Here is a 14988-nt window from a genome sequence, read left to right on the forward strand (position 1 = left end):
TCAAAAAATGCTAGTAGAAAAAAGAAAAATCCTCTGTTTTAAAAACAAAGGATTTTATTCAAATTCGAATGGATTAAAGTTCGATGTCTCCGAACAAGTCAGCCATTGAGAATCCTGTTTGAGTTTCAGGAAGTTCAAAATCACGTTTTTCTTGACGTTTTGGACGACGTGGACGTGGAGCGCGTTTTTCTTCTTTTTGTCCTTCTTCTTGAGCTGGACGTTCTTCAAGAGCTTTGATAGAAAGTGATACGCGTTCTGCATCAGCGTTAACTTCAAGAACTTTAACAGTAACTTCTTGACCAACTTTAAGAGCTTCTTTTGGATTTTCAATACGTTTGTGTGAAATTTGTGATACGTGAACAAGTCCATCGATACCTGGCAATACTTCAACAAATGCACCGAAGTCAGTCAAACGTTTAACTGTACCTTCTACAACGTCACCTTTAGCCAATTTTTGCTCAACGCCATCCCATGGTCCAGGTGTTGTAGCTTTAAGTGAAAGTGATACACGTCCTTCTTCTTCGTTAAGATCAAGGATTTTCACTTCAACTTCTTCACCAACAGTTACAACTGATTTTGGTGAAACGTTACGTTCGTGTGACAATTCAGTCAAGTGAACCAATCCATCAACACCACCAAGGTCGATGAAAGCACCGAAGCTTGTGATACGAGCAACTTTACCAGTTACTACATCACCAACAGCCAATTTACCGAATACTTCAGCACGAGCTGCTGCAGTAGCTGCTTCTACAACTTCACGACGTGAAAGGATGAAGCGATTTTCTTTAGCGTCAACTTCTTTGATTTTAGCATCAAACTCTTGACCTACAAAACGCTCAGTGTTACGTACGAAACGAGTATCCAACATTGAAGCTGGGATAAATCCACGTACACCTTCAAATTCAACAGAAAGTCCACCTTTAACAGCGCGAGTTCCTTTAACTGTAACAACTTCTTCTTCGCGTCCTACAAGTTTGTCCCATGCTTTGCGAGCTTCAAGGCGTTTTTTAGATACAAGGTATGTCACTGTATCAGTATCTTTACCAACTACTTGACGAAGTACAAGAACATCCAATACTTCACCTACTTTTACAAAGTCATTGATATCTGCATCGCGATCGTTTGTCAATTCGCGAAGAGTCAAGACACCTTCAACACCAGTTCCTGAGATTGCAACGTTAGCTTGAGTCGCATCGACTGTCAATACTTCAGCACTAACAACATCACCAGGCTCAACTTGGCTAACGCTATTTAGCAAATCTTCAAATTCGTTCATCTAAAAAATCCTCCAACAATCAAGCTTTTCTTCAGCTTGACATACTTATAATTTTTTTCCTAAGCACCCGCAAGGACATGTTCATATCATTCACGTCTTTCAATTATAAAAATAAAATACCCTAAGATATTTTTCTTTTTATCTTGAATTTATTACCTAAGAACTGGGGTAGCTGGATTCGAACCAACGCATGAGGGAGTCAAAGTCCCTTGCCTTACCGCTTGGCTATACCCCAAAAACAAGATGGAGAGAGAGGGATTCGAACCCCCGAACCCGAAGGAGCGGATTTACAGTCCGCCGCGTTTAGCCTCTTCGCTATCTCTCCGACAATTAACAGAGTCTATTATATCATGAAAATTTACAAAAAACAAGCATTATTTTGCTAAATTATAGTTTTCAATCAAAATTTCCACAGCTTTTTCAAGTTTTTTATAAAAACTATCGACATTTCCATTCTTTATGATCGCAAATTGATTGTCTAATTCGGCAATTTCACCAATGATCTTTTTACCAATGGTTAAAGTGTAACCGTCATACTTTTCTTTTCCAACCAAAACAGTTGCATCCGTTAATTGAATTTCAATTTTTTTATCTTTTTTACTCATACTCTACCTCTTTTCACTCTTCCTATTTTACAAGAAATTTAGAAAACTGGCAAGAAAAAACTCTATACCAAAACAAGCTTGATACAGAGTTTTTGTAAAAAATCTAGAATTTTTTATCTAGAGATGACTCATTATTAATGGGTTGTTCCACCTACTAACTTCAAGTCCTTATCTTTATAGTCTACGATAGCTCTAATAGCTGCCTCGATACCTCTGACAATATCTCTTAAGCACATGGATGCAGTATTAGGCTTATTTACCACTTGTTCTGTCATATAGGGAATATGCATAAAACCTGCTCTCATATGGGGAAATTTCTTATCCGCTAAATAGAGAGCCTGATACATCAAATGGTTGCAAACAAAAGTTCCTGCTGTATTTGAAACTGTAGCTGGTAGCCCTTCCTCTTTTATGGCTTGTACCATCGCTTTAATAGGGAGTGTGCTAAAATAGGCAACTTCTCCATCCATGCGTATAGGTTCATCAATCGGCTGATTTCCTTGGTTATCTGGAATTCTAGCATCATCTTGATTGATAGCGACTCTCTCGGGAGTTAAACTCGCTCTTCCTCCTGCTTGTCCGATGCAAAGCACCACATCTGGGTGGTATCGATTTATTTCTGCTTCTAAAACTTCTGCTGATTTATAAAAGACTGTTGGGATTTCTACCCAATGAAGCTCTGCACCATTGATTTCAGACGGTAATGATTTAACAGCTTCTAGAGCTGGATTGACCTGTTCACCACCAAAAGGATTAAAACCTGTAACTAATATTTTCATTTTATTTCCTTTACTAAAATGCCAAAAAGTATATCAAGAATATATGTAGGATAATCATGATAACAGCTACTCCTACTTGCGCTTTGATAACCCCATTTGGATCTTTCATATCCAGGAGAGCTGCCGGTAAAGCATTAAAGTTAGCCGCCATTGGAGTCAATAAGGTTCCACAGCAACCTGCCGTCATTGCTAGAGCTGCAGCCACGATTGGATCAGCTCCCAAGGCAAATACAAAGGGAACTCCAATTCCAGCAGTAATAACAGTAAAGGCAGCAAAGGCATTACCCATTATCATGGAGAATAAAACCATCCCAAGGACATAAGCTACCACACCCATAAAACGACTGCCCGATGGAACTAAACCACTTATCAAGTGAGAAATCAGGTCTCCAACTCCTGCTACGGTAAATATTGCCCCTAAAGCACCTAAAAGTTGAGGCACAATCCCACTGGTTGAAACTTGTTGCACCATGCGATTGTTTTCTGCTAACAAACTTCTAGGAGAACTCTTAGTAATCAATAAAAGAGAGATGGTTGCGAAAAATGCAGCAAGACTGATAGCAATCTTACTAAACTCAGGGATCATTTTTGCTAATACCAGAGCAATCAAAGCCATTAACATGACTGGAATAAAAATTTTATTCTTTAGTCGTTTAGCTTCAATATTTGCCTTGACTTCATCCAGAGACGGTAAGGTGCCGATACGAACCTGTTTAAAGAGAGTTAGCAGGGCTAATAGCACTACGATAACTCCAATACAGACAGAAGGTAGATAGGAACCACCGATAAAACTGATGCCCAATAAAGCCCAAAACCCAGCCGTTCCAAAGCGAACTGGGTTTGTTTTATCTTTATAGCTACAATAAGCTGTATGAAGGAATTGACAACCAATCACAATATAGGTCAACTCTAATAACTGTCTTGCTAGATTGGTCATTCTTCTTTCCCTTTACTAACCTTATTTGCTAGCAGTTTTCTATCAAACAGGTAATTGTAAATCCCAACTATAAATAGGGCAATTCCTGCAACTATAAGCGAAGCTGAAGCAATTCCTGCATAATTACTTTCGTAACCTAATTGGTCCAGTGTGCCCCCTATCAAGAGGACACCACCTGCACCAACGAAAGTGTTTTGAGCAAAGAAATTTGCAAAATTATCATTTGCTGCTGCACGCGCTTTTAGCGCTTCGCTCTCCTGCTCCGTTAATTTTCTACCTAATTGAGACTCTGCTGCTGCTTGTCCCATAGGTTGAACCAAAGGCCTTACAAACTGCGGATGTCCTCCAAGACGAATGGCAAAGAAACCATCGAGTTCCCGAAAAAATAAATACACTGTATAAAAACTTCCAACTGTTAGTCCCTTTATCTTTTGAATCAAGTCAATCGAACGTTGCTTGAGGCCAAAAGTTTCTGATAAGCCAACCAATGGCAGGGTTACCATAAAAATCGTAAGAACACGTTGATTGCTAAATTCTTTTCCTAGAATTTCTAAGAATTCAAGAAGCGAAACACCTGAGACTAAAGCTGTAACTAAACTAGCTAAGACTACCGTTGCGATGGTATCTAATTTATAGATAAAACCAACCACAATGATAGCTATCCCTATTAGTTTAATCCATTCCATTTAATCTTCCTTTATTCCAAAAATACCAGTCTATTTTATTTGACATGATTTTCTAGTTCTTTTTGGTATTTACTGTTTGATTCTAATTTTTCTTTCTGCCATTTTTCAAGAGCTGCTTGATATTCTTTAGCAGATACAATCTCTTTTTGCAATTTCATTCCCTTGAAGATGTATGGATCACCCTTAATACCAACTTGTGAGTATGGTTTAGAGAAAGGAACAATATTGCTGACAACTGGTGAACCACCTGATGAAGCTGTTGGCATCAAGATAGAACTATCAGTGAGCCATGCTTGAGCTTTAGCATACTTTTCATATCTCTTATCCAAGTCATTTTTCTCAGAAACTGCATCATCCAAGAGTTTCTTATATTCGTCCAAACCTAGTTGAGCTACTACTTCTTTGTCTTTTCCTTTAGTAATACCAAGGTGTTTCATAGCAGAACCAGTCTTAGGATCCATGATATTGAGATAACTTGCTGGATCTTGGTAGCTTGGAGCCCATCCAGTACTGTTCAAGTCATAGTCTTTTTGAGCAGGAACACGTGCTTGAGATGTAATGCTTTCCTTCTCGTTATCAGTCATTTGAAGAACATCGATCACGACATTTTCAGAACCAAGTGTTGACTCGATTGATTGTTTAAAGGAATTGCTTTGTTGAACAGCAATGGTATCTGTTTGCTCAACTGGAACATCCAAGTGAATTGGGAAGGTTACACCTTTTGCTTCCAATTCTTTCTTAGCTTTTTCAAATGAAGCTTTGGCTTTGTCAGGATTGTAGATGGTATCTTTTCCGTCAACGAGCTCAACACCTTTCCATTGGTCTCCATAGTTGACCAATTCTTTTTGAGCGATATCACCAAAGTTTTTACCACCAGATTGAACGAAATTGTCTGGTACTAAGCTATTACGAATAATCTTGTCCGCACCATCTTCACCATTGAGCTGGGCAGCATAAGAATGACGGTTGAAGGCAAAGTTGATTGCTTGACGGAAGTCCTTGTTCAACATTGCTTCTTTTGTAGAAGTTTTCTGTTCTTCACTTGTTTTCGCTGTCTTATTGAAAGATTGACGGTTTACGTTAAAGGTAAAGTAGTAACTAGTTGAATCCTGTGGGCTGTAAGTAATTTTATCTCCGTATTGTTCCAAAGTAGAAGCAAAGTTTGAGCTACTTGGGAAGAGGCGAGCTGTTGTGTAAACACCTGAAGAGAAGCTACGGATCAAGGATTCTTGGTCTGAACCATCATAGTAAGTTAATTTAACTTTCTCGATTTTAACCTTCTCTTTATCCCAATAATTTGGGTTCTTTTCATATTCGATTAAAGATTTTGAAGTTAAAGTCTTCAAGATATATGGACCGTTATAAAGGATACCTGATGGGCTAACCGTTCCATAATTCTTACCTGATGCTTTGAGGAATTCTTCATTTACTGGCAACATAGTTGCTGAAGTTACTTTTGAATTCCAGAAAGTTTCAGGTGCATTTAGAGTGTACTCAACAGTATAATCATCTACTGCCTTAACCCCAACTGTTGAGAAGTCGTTAGTCTCACCAGTCATATATTCATTCAAGCCCTTGATTGAGTTTTGAATAAGAGTGACACCGTCTGATTTGCCATCTGCTACGTGTTTCAATCCTGTAACAAAGTCATGCGCAGTTACTTCAGCGTATTCTTCACCTTCTGAAGTGTACCATTTAACCCCTTTACGAAGTTTATAAGTATAAGTCAAACCGTCTTGTGAGACACTCCAATCCTCAGCAAGGGAAGGAATCAAATTCCCATATTCATCGTTTTCCAACAATCCATCAACGACGTTACCGATGATATCCGTTGTTGAAGTACGAGTTGCGATACTGTAGTCCAAAGATGATGGGTCTACTCCATAGACATAAGAGAAAGTTGTAGGTGCATCTGCTTCCTTGTCATCTTTTCCACAAGCTACAAGAAGAACTGCTGTACTCAGGACCACTCCTGCTGTTAACATCCACTTTTTCGTTTTCATAAAGAACTCCTTTAATAATTTTTAATCTACTTTTACAATCCAACCTTCTGGTGCTTCAATATCACCAAATTGGATACCTGTCAATTCATCGTATAGTTTACGAGTCACTGGACCAACCTCTGTCTCACTGTAGAAAACGTGGAAGTCATCACCGTGTTGGATTCCCCCAATAGGTGAAATTACTGCTGCAGTACCGCAGGCACCTGCTTCTACAAATCGATCAAGACTATCAATTGGTACATCCCCCTCAACAGGTTTCAAGCCCAAACGATGCTCTGCCAAGTAAAGCAATGAGTACTTGGTAATGGATGGCAAGATTGATGGACTCAATGGGGTTACAAACTCATTATCAGTTGTAATTCCAAAGAAGTTTGCTGAACCAACTTCTTCAATCTTGGTGTGAGTTGAAGGGTCAAGATAAATAACATCTGAGAAATGACGGGATTTAGCCATTTTTCCTGGCAAAAGACTAGCTGCATAGTTCCCACCGACCTTGGCAGCCCCTGTTCCATTTGGTGCAGCACGGTCATACTCATCTTGAATCAAGAAGTTTGTTGGAACCAATCCACCCTTAAAGTAATTTCCAACTGGCATAGCAAAGATGGTAAAAATATACTCCTCAGCTGGTTTTACCCCAATGATATCTCCAACACCAATCAAGAGTGGACGAAGGTAAAGGGTTCCACCAGTTCCATAAGGTGGTACGTATTCCTCATTAGCACGAACAACGGCTTTACAAGCCTCTACAAACATTTCTGTTGGAACTTGTGGCATCAAGAGACGATCACAGGTACGTTGTAGACGTTTAGCATTTTCATCTGGACGGAAGAGTTGTACGCTACCATCCTTTGTACGATAGGCTTTCAATCCTTCAAATGCTTGCTGTCCATAGTGAAGACTTGGAGATGATTCTGAGATATGCAAGGTCGCATCTTCTGTTAATTCTCCTTGAGTCCATTGTCCATCTTTAAAATAAGCGATATAACGATAAGGTAGTTTCATATAGGAAAAACCGAGATTTTCCCAATCAATCGTAACTGTCATGACAATCTCCTTTATTCTAATCAGGCTTTGTGTTCTATTCTACACTATTCTCCTAAAAATTCAAGTATTATTTGTAATTTTCTGAAAATTTTACTTATAAAAAATCAGTCACTAGGACCGATTTTTAATTTTCTTTGATTTCTTTAAAGATTTCTTTGAGATAAGCATCAAAAACTTCTTCATCAGAAATGCTATCTGAGATAAAGCTTCCATTGCTTGTACGTTCTGATAGATTCAAATCTTGTAGGATTGATTCGTAAATCGTTCCATTATTTGATTGAATAACAAGTGTTTGTTCTCCATCTTCTACTTCTGTACTAAAGAGATCTCCAACAAATCCTTGTTCTGAGACCGCTCCAGCCAAGAATACGCGATGGGGTTTACTCTTTAATTCTCTCAAGACTTGAAGGCCACGATTGGCACGACTGGTTGCTGGAATTTCCTCTGTTGAAACACGTTTCAAGCTTCCACGTTGCGTTAAAAGATAGAAAGAAGATGTATTGCAGATAAAGGCTGCTTGTATCACATCATCTGCTTTGAGATTCATGGCTTTGACCCCTGCAGCTTTGGCACCGATAACTGGTACTTCTTCGATGTTAAAGCGGAGGGCATAACCGTTTCGACTGATCAACAGAACATCATCCAATTTAATCGGAGCTACTGCAACAATCTGGTCAGTATCGTCTTTCAACTTAGCGTACTTGACAGATTTAGAACGATAGGTTCTCCATGGAGAGAATTCTTTGCGTTCTACCCGTTTGATTTGTCCAAGTCGTGTTGCTGCAAAATAAGTTGTCGCATCATCAAATTGATCAACAACTTCTACATAGAGCACTTCTTCATTGGTTTCAAAGTTTGTAATAGACTGGCTCAAATGCTCTCCGATATCCTTCCAACGAATATCTGCTAATTCATGGACTGGTCGGTAAATGACATTCCCAAGCGTTGTAAAAATTAAAAGGTGTTGAGTAGTTTTGACAGATTGAACGAATAGCAATCGGTCATCATCCCGTTTACCAATTTCTTCTAAGGTTGAAGCTGAGAAAGAACGAGGGCTAGTACGCTTGATATAGCCGGCCTTCGTCACGCTGACATAGGTATCTTCCTCTGCGATAAGGCTAGCTGTATCAATCTCGATCACTTTTGCTGTATCTTCTAAAGAACTCAAACGAGGTGTCGCAAACTGTCTCTTGACCTCACGAAGTTCTTTTTTCATGAGATTGTACATAGTCCGTTCGTCACCAATGATAGCCGCGAGCATAGCAATTTTTTCGCGAAGTTCTGCTTCTTCTTCCTGCAAGACAACTACGTCTGTATTGGTCAAACGGTATAGTTGCAAGGTAACAATAGCTTCAGCCTGCTCTTCAGTAAAATCATAACTGATCTTGAGGTTCTCTTTGGCATCAGCCTTGTTCTCAGAAGCACGGATAAGAGCAATGACTTCATCTAAAATAGAGATGACACGAATCAAACCTTCCACAATATGGAGACGTTTTTCAGCCTTTTCCTTGTCAAAGCGAGAACGTGCCAAGATGACCTCACGACGGTGGGCAATATAGCTAGATAAGATAGGCACAATTCCAACCTGACGAGGGGTGAAATTGTCAATCGCAACCATGTTGAAGTTGTAGTTGATTTGTAAGTCAGTATACTTGAAAAGGTAGTTGAGAACAAGCTCTGTATTTGCATCTTTCTTGAGTTCGATAGCAATGCGAAGACCGTCACGGTCAGACTCATCTCGAACCTCAGCAATACCTGCCACCTTGTTATTGACACGGACTTCATCAATTTTCTTGACTAAGTTAGCCTTATTAATCTCATAGGGAATCTCAGTGATAACGATTTGTTCCTTACCACCTTTTAACTTCTCAATTTCAGTCTTGGAACGAACGACCACGCGACCCTTACCAGTTTCATAGGCCTTTTTGATCTCGTCACGACCTTGGATGATCGCTCCTGTAGGAAAGTCTGGCCCAGGCAAGAATTCCATGAGCTTTTCAACCTTAGCAGTTGGGTGATCAATCATATAGACTGTCGCATCGATAACCTCTGCCAAATTATGCGGTGGAATATCTGTGGCATAACCAGCTGAAATACCTGTTGAACCATTGACTAAAAGGTTTGGAAAGGCTGCTGGTAAGACAGTTGGCTCTTTCTCAGTATCGTCAAAGTTCCAAGCAAAGGGAACTGTCTTTTTCTCGATATCTTGAAGAAGGTAGCCTGCAATCTCTGATAAACGAGCTTCCGTATAACGCATAGCCGCAGGTGGATCTCCGTCCATGGAACCGTTGTTTCCGTGCATTTCAACTAGAATCTCACGGTTTTTCCAGTCCTGAGACATACGGACCATGGCATCATAGATAGAAGAATCTCCGTGTGGGTGAAAATTACCCATGATGTTCCCGACAGACTTGGCCGACTTACGGTAGCTCTTGTCAAAAGTATTGCCATCCTTATTCATAGAATAAAGAATACGACGTTGAACCGGCTTCAATCCATCCCGAATGTCTGGCAAAGCCCGGTCTTGAATGATGTACTTGGAGTAGCGACCAAAGCGCTCTCCCATGATGTCCTCTAAGGACATATTTTGGATATTACTCATATAAGATACAAAGGGACGTTTCGGCCTGGCGAAAATTTCTGTAGAAAAATAGGAAATCGATGCAGGGTTCGATGAACCCAAGGCGATTTATCTTTTTTTCCAAGTCTTAGTCCCGTGTTCAGTTACCTCTAGTAACCAAACTATCCTTTCTGTAGTTTAAAGTTTTGAATTGTGTTCTTTATTTTCTTAGTGATTTAGAAGGTTTACCTCAGCATACCTCATCATCTTCTCAGCCACTTCTTTTTCATACTTAAAGCCCATCTTTTGAGCAAGATATTGAGCTTCTTGTTGGAAAAGTTGTATAGTTGCTAATAAAGACTGAGTGATTTTGTCTAAACTTGAGAAATCAAGTAGATTTGAGAATTCCTTCTCCTTCTCAACAGGCAAGTAGTTAAAGAGGTACTTGTAGTTCTTACCGATGTCGACTACTCCTCTATCTCTTGCGACCTGCCAAGCTAAGATTTTCAAAAGTTCTTGCTGACAAATACCGTAGAGATGGTCCGTTGCATAAATGACTTGCTTACGACAAATTCCTTTGACCACGTAAGCTGACACCCACCAAAATTCATTATAAGATTTTTCAAAATCCGTCTCACTAGCTGAATGTATCCAAAAACGCTCTGGACTTGGAGAATATGACTCGAACAAGCCCTTCTCATCTACTAAAACTATGAATTCTGCCTCACTATCCACCCACTCGTTGATATGATCTTTAGTACAGAGGGTTAGATCAATGTGATTCCCATCTTCGAAAAGCATGAGATAAAGACGGCGATGTCCTAGAGTAACCTCTTGCTCGATGATACGTTTGCCAAACTGGTCCAACCAAGCAAGGTCACTCGTTAGATTGTCTATGTCATATACGACATAGACTACGTCGTAATCCTGAAACTCATCTTTTGGAGCTTGCTCATTTGTTCTAGAACCCGATAGAGCAACAGCATCGACTTTTAAAGTTTCAGCTATTTGTAAAATCAGATTCATCATTTCAGTTTCAGTTCTCATGGGAATACCTGCCTTTTTAGTGGAAACTCTTGATTCTGTAGAGGACATGTCTATAAAGCGGACTGTCTGCTGGAGCTTTTTCATTATCAAATTCTTTGACAAATTCCATGCTCAGTTTTTGCATGACTTTTTGCGAAAGTTGATTGAGTAAGGATGTAAAAGAGTAAACTTCTGACAAGCCAGCTTGCTGAAAAGCAAAGTCTAGACAGGCTTGGGCAGCCTCCGTCGCATAACCATCTTGGCTAGTTCAAGCGAATCTGTCAGACCCAGTTTGTTGTCAAGCGTCATTGGCTGTCTCCTTTCATTCAGATTTTCTAAATCCTGTACCAACAGGCTTAAAACTTATTGACCGATAAAATTCATCTGCTTCAGATATTAATTCAATCCGTGTCAAAGGATATTTTTTGTGGATCTCCTCAATCAGCTGCTGTCCCAGTCTTTTTCTACGGTGGGATTTATCAATAATTATCTCAGCCAAAAAGGTCGTCATCACTTCATCCGTCAGATAACGGGCAAAGCCAAGGATTTTCTGGTCCTCTTCAAGCACCAAGTAATGAGACAGATTTGTTGAAAATAGAGATGTCACTTTTTCCTCTGTAAAAGAAAGCCATTTTTCATTTTGATAAAGGCTATAAATAGCTTGACAATCTTTTGTGCTTGCAGGTCTGATTATCATTTTCTACTCCTTTCAAATCCGATGCGACCACTAACATTTTTTCAACTCAAATTTAGTTATATTCTAGTTGCTCTTCGTCGCTTCTTCCCTCGCCTTCTTAGCTGGCTTGCGTTTTTTATAGCGACTACGAATAGCGTTGAGATGATCACGGAGATCGACATACTGCTTTTTATCTGGATAAGCTAGGCGTTGATTGCAGTAAAATCCACAAGGAAGTCATAGATTTCTTGTAGCTTGAGGCGGACGGTCTTATTCTGGCTGGGAGCCTTGCCCTTGAGCTCAGTCAGTCGAATAGATGATTTGCTTGCGACAAATTCCTTTGACCACGTAGGCTGACACCCACCAAAATTCATTATAAGATTTTTCAAAATCCGTCTCACTAGCTGGACTTGTCCAGAAGCGCTCTGGACTGGGAGAGTGAGGCACAAACAAGCCCTTAGGATCCTCTAGCACCGTGAAATCCGCTTCGCTTTCTACCCACTCTTGAATGTGGTCTTTGGGGCAGAGGGTTAAATCAATCCAATTGCCATCTTCAAATAGCATGAGATAGAGACGACGGTTGCCTAAGATATTATGTTGCTCGATGATACGTTTGCCGAACTGGTCCAGCCAAGAAAGGTCACTCGTTAGATTGTCTATGTCATCTACTACATAGACAAGATCATAGTCTTGAAATTCATCTGTTTGAACCTTTGGGTTTGTACGTGAACCAGATAGTGCCACAGCATCAACCTGTAATTTTTTAGCTATTTGTAAAATCAGTCCAAGTATTTCCTGGTCAGTTCTCATGTGGTTCTTCCTCAGTGGTCTCTATGTTCTGAATATCAGCATCTTCTTTTCTTTGCTGAAGAAGCTTCTGAATTCTTTTTCTCTCTAACTCTCCGACTATAAATTGGATAATTGAACTGATTCCAAAAAGTGGTAGCAACAAGATAATTCCCATTTCTTCAGTCAGCATTAAAAAGAGGAAGTTAATAACTGAAAATATTGCTAAAAACCAAGCATTTAGCCTTAGAAATTTTGAGTAACTACTAGGATAATGTTTGAGATGTTTATTGCTCTTATAAATAGCTGTGAATCCAAAAGCAAGGCTCACTGGTGTGAAAATATAAAAGTCAAAAACATAGAAGAGCAAACCTGCATAAGGATTAGACCTTAAAGGATTATCAAATAAAAAGACACCTGTGGTTACTATAGTTAATAGTAAAAATTCAAGAAAGCGAATTTTTTCAGGTTTTCCTGGTTTAGCAATCATATACGTAACTGCGCCTAGTACCAAGACTATCACAAGAAAAGGAGTATCAAACAATAAACTGATCATGATTTACACCTCTTTTAAAGAGCTAAGATTTTGAAGGAGGAAGATTTACTTAAAACACAGTCGCTTCTTCCAATGTAAACTTGACATTATCTTCAATCCACTTACGACGTGGTTCGACCTTGTCGCCCATGAGAACATTGACACGGCGTTCGGCGCGTGCTAAGTCTTCAATCGTAACACGGATGAGGGTACGAGTTTCTGGATTCATGGTTGTTTCCCAGAGTTGGTCCGCATTCATCTCACCAAGCCCCTTGTAGCGCTGTAGGGTAGCGCCTTTGCCGAATTGTTTACGGAGTTCTTCTAGCTCGCCATCCGTCCAAGCGTAGGCTACTTCTTCTTTCTTGCCTTTGCCTTTGGACATCTTGTAAAGAGGCGGAAGGGCGATATAGACATGTCCTGCCTCGACTAGTGGACGCATGTAGCGATAAAAGAAGGTTAAGAGAAGGGTTTGAATGTGGGCACCATCGGTGTCCGCATCGGTCATGATAATGATTTTGTCATAGTTAGCATCTTCAAGAGAGAAATCTGCCCCAACACCAGCACCGATGGTATAAATCATGGTATTGATTTCTTCATTTTTGAGGATATCTGCCATCTTGGCCTTGGCTGTATTGATCACCTTACCACGAAGAGGCAAAATAGCCTGAAACTTACGATCACGTCCTTGTTTGGCAGATCCACCGGCAGAATCACCCTCGACTAGGTAGAGTTCATTCTTAGCTGGATTTTTAGACTGGGCTGGCGTTAATTTACCAGAAAGTAAGCCCTTATCTTTTTTGTTTTTCTTGCCATTTCGGCTCTCATCACGCGCTTTTCGTGCTGCTTCACGGGCATCACGCGCCTTGATGGCTTTACGAATCAGATTTGAAGCTAATTCCCCATTTTCCATAAGGAAGAAGGTCAGTTTTTCAGCAACAATACTGTCAACGATTGGACGAGCTAGTGGACTTCCTAGTTTGTCCTTAGTCTGTCCTTCAAACTGAAGATGTTCTTCAGGAACCAAGATAGAAAGAACGGCCGCCAATCCTTCACGGTAATCTGAACCTTCAAGATTTTTATCTTTTTCCTTGAGAAGCCCCGTCTTGCGTGCATAGTCATTCATAACCTTGGTGATGGCTGACTTAAGTCCTGTCTCATGCGTTCCACCGTCTTTGGTACGGACGTTATTGACAAAGGACAAGATGTTATCTGAAAAGCCATCATTATACTGGAGGGCTACTTCTACTTGGAAACCATTGTCTTCCCCTTCAAAGTATAGAACTGGCGTCAAGGTTTCCTTGTCTTCATTGAGGTAAGAAACAAAGTCCTGTACCCCATTCTCATAATGGAACTCGATTGCTTCATCTATTCGCTTGTCTGTTAATGACAAGGTTACATTCTTCAAGAGAAAAGCTGACTCATTGAGACGCTCTGAAATAGTATTGTACTTAAAGTCTGTCGTAGAAAAGATACTGGCATCTGGCATGAAGGTCACTTTGGTACCTGTCTTAGACTTAGGTGCCGTTCCAACCTTTTCAAGAGTTGTTACTGGCTTCCCACCATTTTCAAAACGTTGTCTATAAACTGCTCCATCACGAGTAATTTCTACCTCTAACCAACTAGAGAGGGCATTGACGACAGAAGATCCAACCCCGTGGAGACCTCCTGATGTCTTATAACCACCCTGACCGAATTTTCCTCCGGCGTGAAGGATGGTAAAGATAACCTCAACCGTTGGAATTCCCATAGCGTGCATTCCAGTCGGCATTCCACGTCCGTGGTCTTGAACTGTCAAACTTCCGTCCTTATTAATGGTCACATCGATCCGGTCACCAAATCCAGATAGGGCTTCATCGACCGCATTATCGACGATTTCCCAGACTAGGTGGTGGAGACCAGCACCGTCAGTCGATCCGATATACATCCCTGGACGTTTACGGACCGCATCCAACCCTTCTAGCACCTGAATGGCGTCATCATTATAATTATTAATATTGATTTCCTTTTTTGACACAAGGAACCTCCTATTTGTTCATCTTTTCTATTTTACAGGTTTTCTAAGGATTTTGCAAAGT

At 40.2% G+C, this 14988-nt stretch carries 12 protein-coding genes, 2 tRNA genes and 3 pseudogenes; all 17 read right to left on the reverse strand.

What is annotated here, in order from left to right; all coding sequences use genetic code 11:
• Nucleotides 1-73: 73 nt before the first annotated feature.
• Complete coding sequence (gene rpsA / locus QM887_RS01670) at nucleotides 74-1276, reverse strand: 30S ribosomal protein S1 (RefSeq protein WP_414270214.1); 1203 nt, start codon at nucleotides 1274-1276, stop codon at nucleotides 74-76.
• Nucleotides 1277-1439: 163 nt separating this feature from the next.
• Nucleotides 1440-1511: transfer RNA gene (locus tag QM887_RS01675), tRNA-Gln, on the reverse strand.
• Between the two features lie 9 nt (nucleotides 1512-1520).
• Nucleotides 1521-1601 (reverse strand) — tRNA-Tyr (locus QM887_RS01680).
• Nucleotides 1602-1650: 49 nt separating this feature from the next.
• A complete protein-coding gene (locus QM887_RS01685) occupies nucleotides 1651-1881 on the reverse strand; it encodes a DUF2969 domain-containing protein (protein ID WP_075229097.1) in 231 nt (76 codons plus the stop codon).
• Nucleotides 1882-2015: 134 nt separating this feature from the next.
• Complete coding sequence (pcp, locus tag QM887_RS01690) at nucleotides 2016-2660, reverse strand: pyroglutamyl-peptidase I (RefSeq protein ID WP_414270215.1); 645 nt, start codon at nucleotides 2658-2660, stop codon at nucleotides 2016-2018.
• Nucleotides 2661-2673: 13 nt separating this feature from the next.
• Nucleotides 2674-3597 (reverse strand): DUF979 domain-containing protein, encoded by a 924-nt coding sequence (locus tag QM887_RS01695; RefSeq protein ID WP_414270216.1) that lies wholly within the window; start codon nucleotides 3595-3597, stop codon nucleotides 2674-2676.
• A complete protein-coding gene (locus tag QM887_RS01700) occupies nucleotides 3594-4283 on the reverse strand; it encodes a DUF969 domain-containing protein (RefSeq protein ID WP_414270217.1) in 690 nt (229 codons plus the stop codon). The genes QM887_RS01695 and QM887_RS01700 overlap by 4 nt, the downstream gene beginning before the upstream one ends.
• 35 nt (nucleotides 4284-4318) lie before the next feature.
• Nucleotides 4319-6286, reverse strand: coding sequence for a peptide ABC transporter substrate-binding protein (locus QM887_RS01705; RefSeq protein ID WP_414270218.1), 1968 nt, complete (start codon nucleotides 6284-6286; stop codon nucleotides 4319-4321).
• A gap of 21 nt (nucleotides 6287-6307) precedes the next feature.
• Nucleotides 6308-7330, reverse strand: a complete 1023-nt coding sequence (locus QM887_RS01710; protein ID WP_414267249.1) for a branched-chain amino acid aminotransferase — start codon at nucleotides 7328-7330, stop codon at nucleotides 6308-6310.
• Nucleotides 7331-7454: 124 nt separating this feature from the next.
• Complete coding sequence (gene parC, locus QM887_RS01715; RefSeq protein WP_414270219.1) at nucleotides 7455-9932, reverse strand: DNA topoisomerase IV subunit A; 2478 nt, start codon at nucleotides 9930-9932, stop codon at nucleotides 7455-7457.
• Nucleotides 9933-10118: 186 nt separating this feature from the next.
• Nucleotides 10119-10937, reverse strand: coding sequence for an aminoglycoside 6-adenylyltransferase (locus QM887_RS01720; RefSeq protein WP_414270220.1), 819 nt, complete (start codon nucleotides 10935-10937; stop codon nucleotides 10119-10121).
• 16 nt (nucleotides 10938-10953) lie between these two features.
• A pseudogene (locus tag QM887_RS01725) lies at nucleotides 10954-11172 on the reverse strand (GNAT family N-acetyltransferase); the annotation flags it as partial.
• Nucleotides 11173-11238: 66 nt separating this feature from the next.
• Nucleotides 11239-11613: a GNAT family N-acetyltransferase gene (locus QM887_RS01730; protein WP_414270221.1), complete on the reverse strand. Its 375-nt coding sequence runs from the start codon at nucleotides 11611-11613 to the stop codon at nucleotides 11239-11241.
• Nucleotides 11614-11676: 63 nt separating this feature from the next.
• A pseudogene (locus tag QM887_RS01735) lies at nucleotides 11677-11903 on the reverse strand (hypothetical protein); the annotation flags it as partial.
• A pseudogene (locus QM887_RS01740) lies at nucleotides 11896-12402 on the reverse strand (aminoglycoside 6-adenylyltransferase); the annotation flags it as partial. The pseudogenes QM887_RS01740 and QM887_RS01735, both read right to left, overlap by 8 nt.
• Complete coding sequence (locus QM887_RS01745) at nucleotides 12392-12934, reverse strand: hypothetical protein (RefSeq protein ID WP_414270222.1); 543 nt, start codon at nucleotides 12932-12934, stop codon at nucleotides 12392-12394. The pseudogene QM887_RS01740 and the gene QM887_RS01745, both read right to left, overlap by 11 nt.
• A gap of 49 nt (nucleotides 12935-12983) precedes the next feature.
• Entirely contained in the window at nucleotides 12984-14927 is a 1944-nt protein-coding gene (gene parE, locus QM887_RS01750; protein WP_320693388.1) for a DNA topoisomerase IV subunit B, read from the reverse strand.
• Nucleotides 14928-14988: the final 61 nt, after the last annotated feature.

The sequence above is a fragment of the Streptococcus infantis genome, assembly GCF_047460875.1.
Lineage (GTDB): Bacteria > Bacillota > Bacilli > Lactobacillales > Streptococcaceae > Streptococcus > Streptococcus infantis_AA.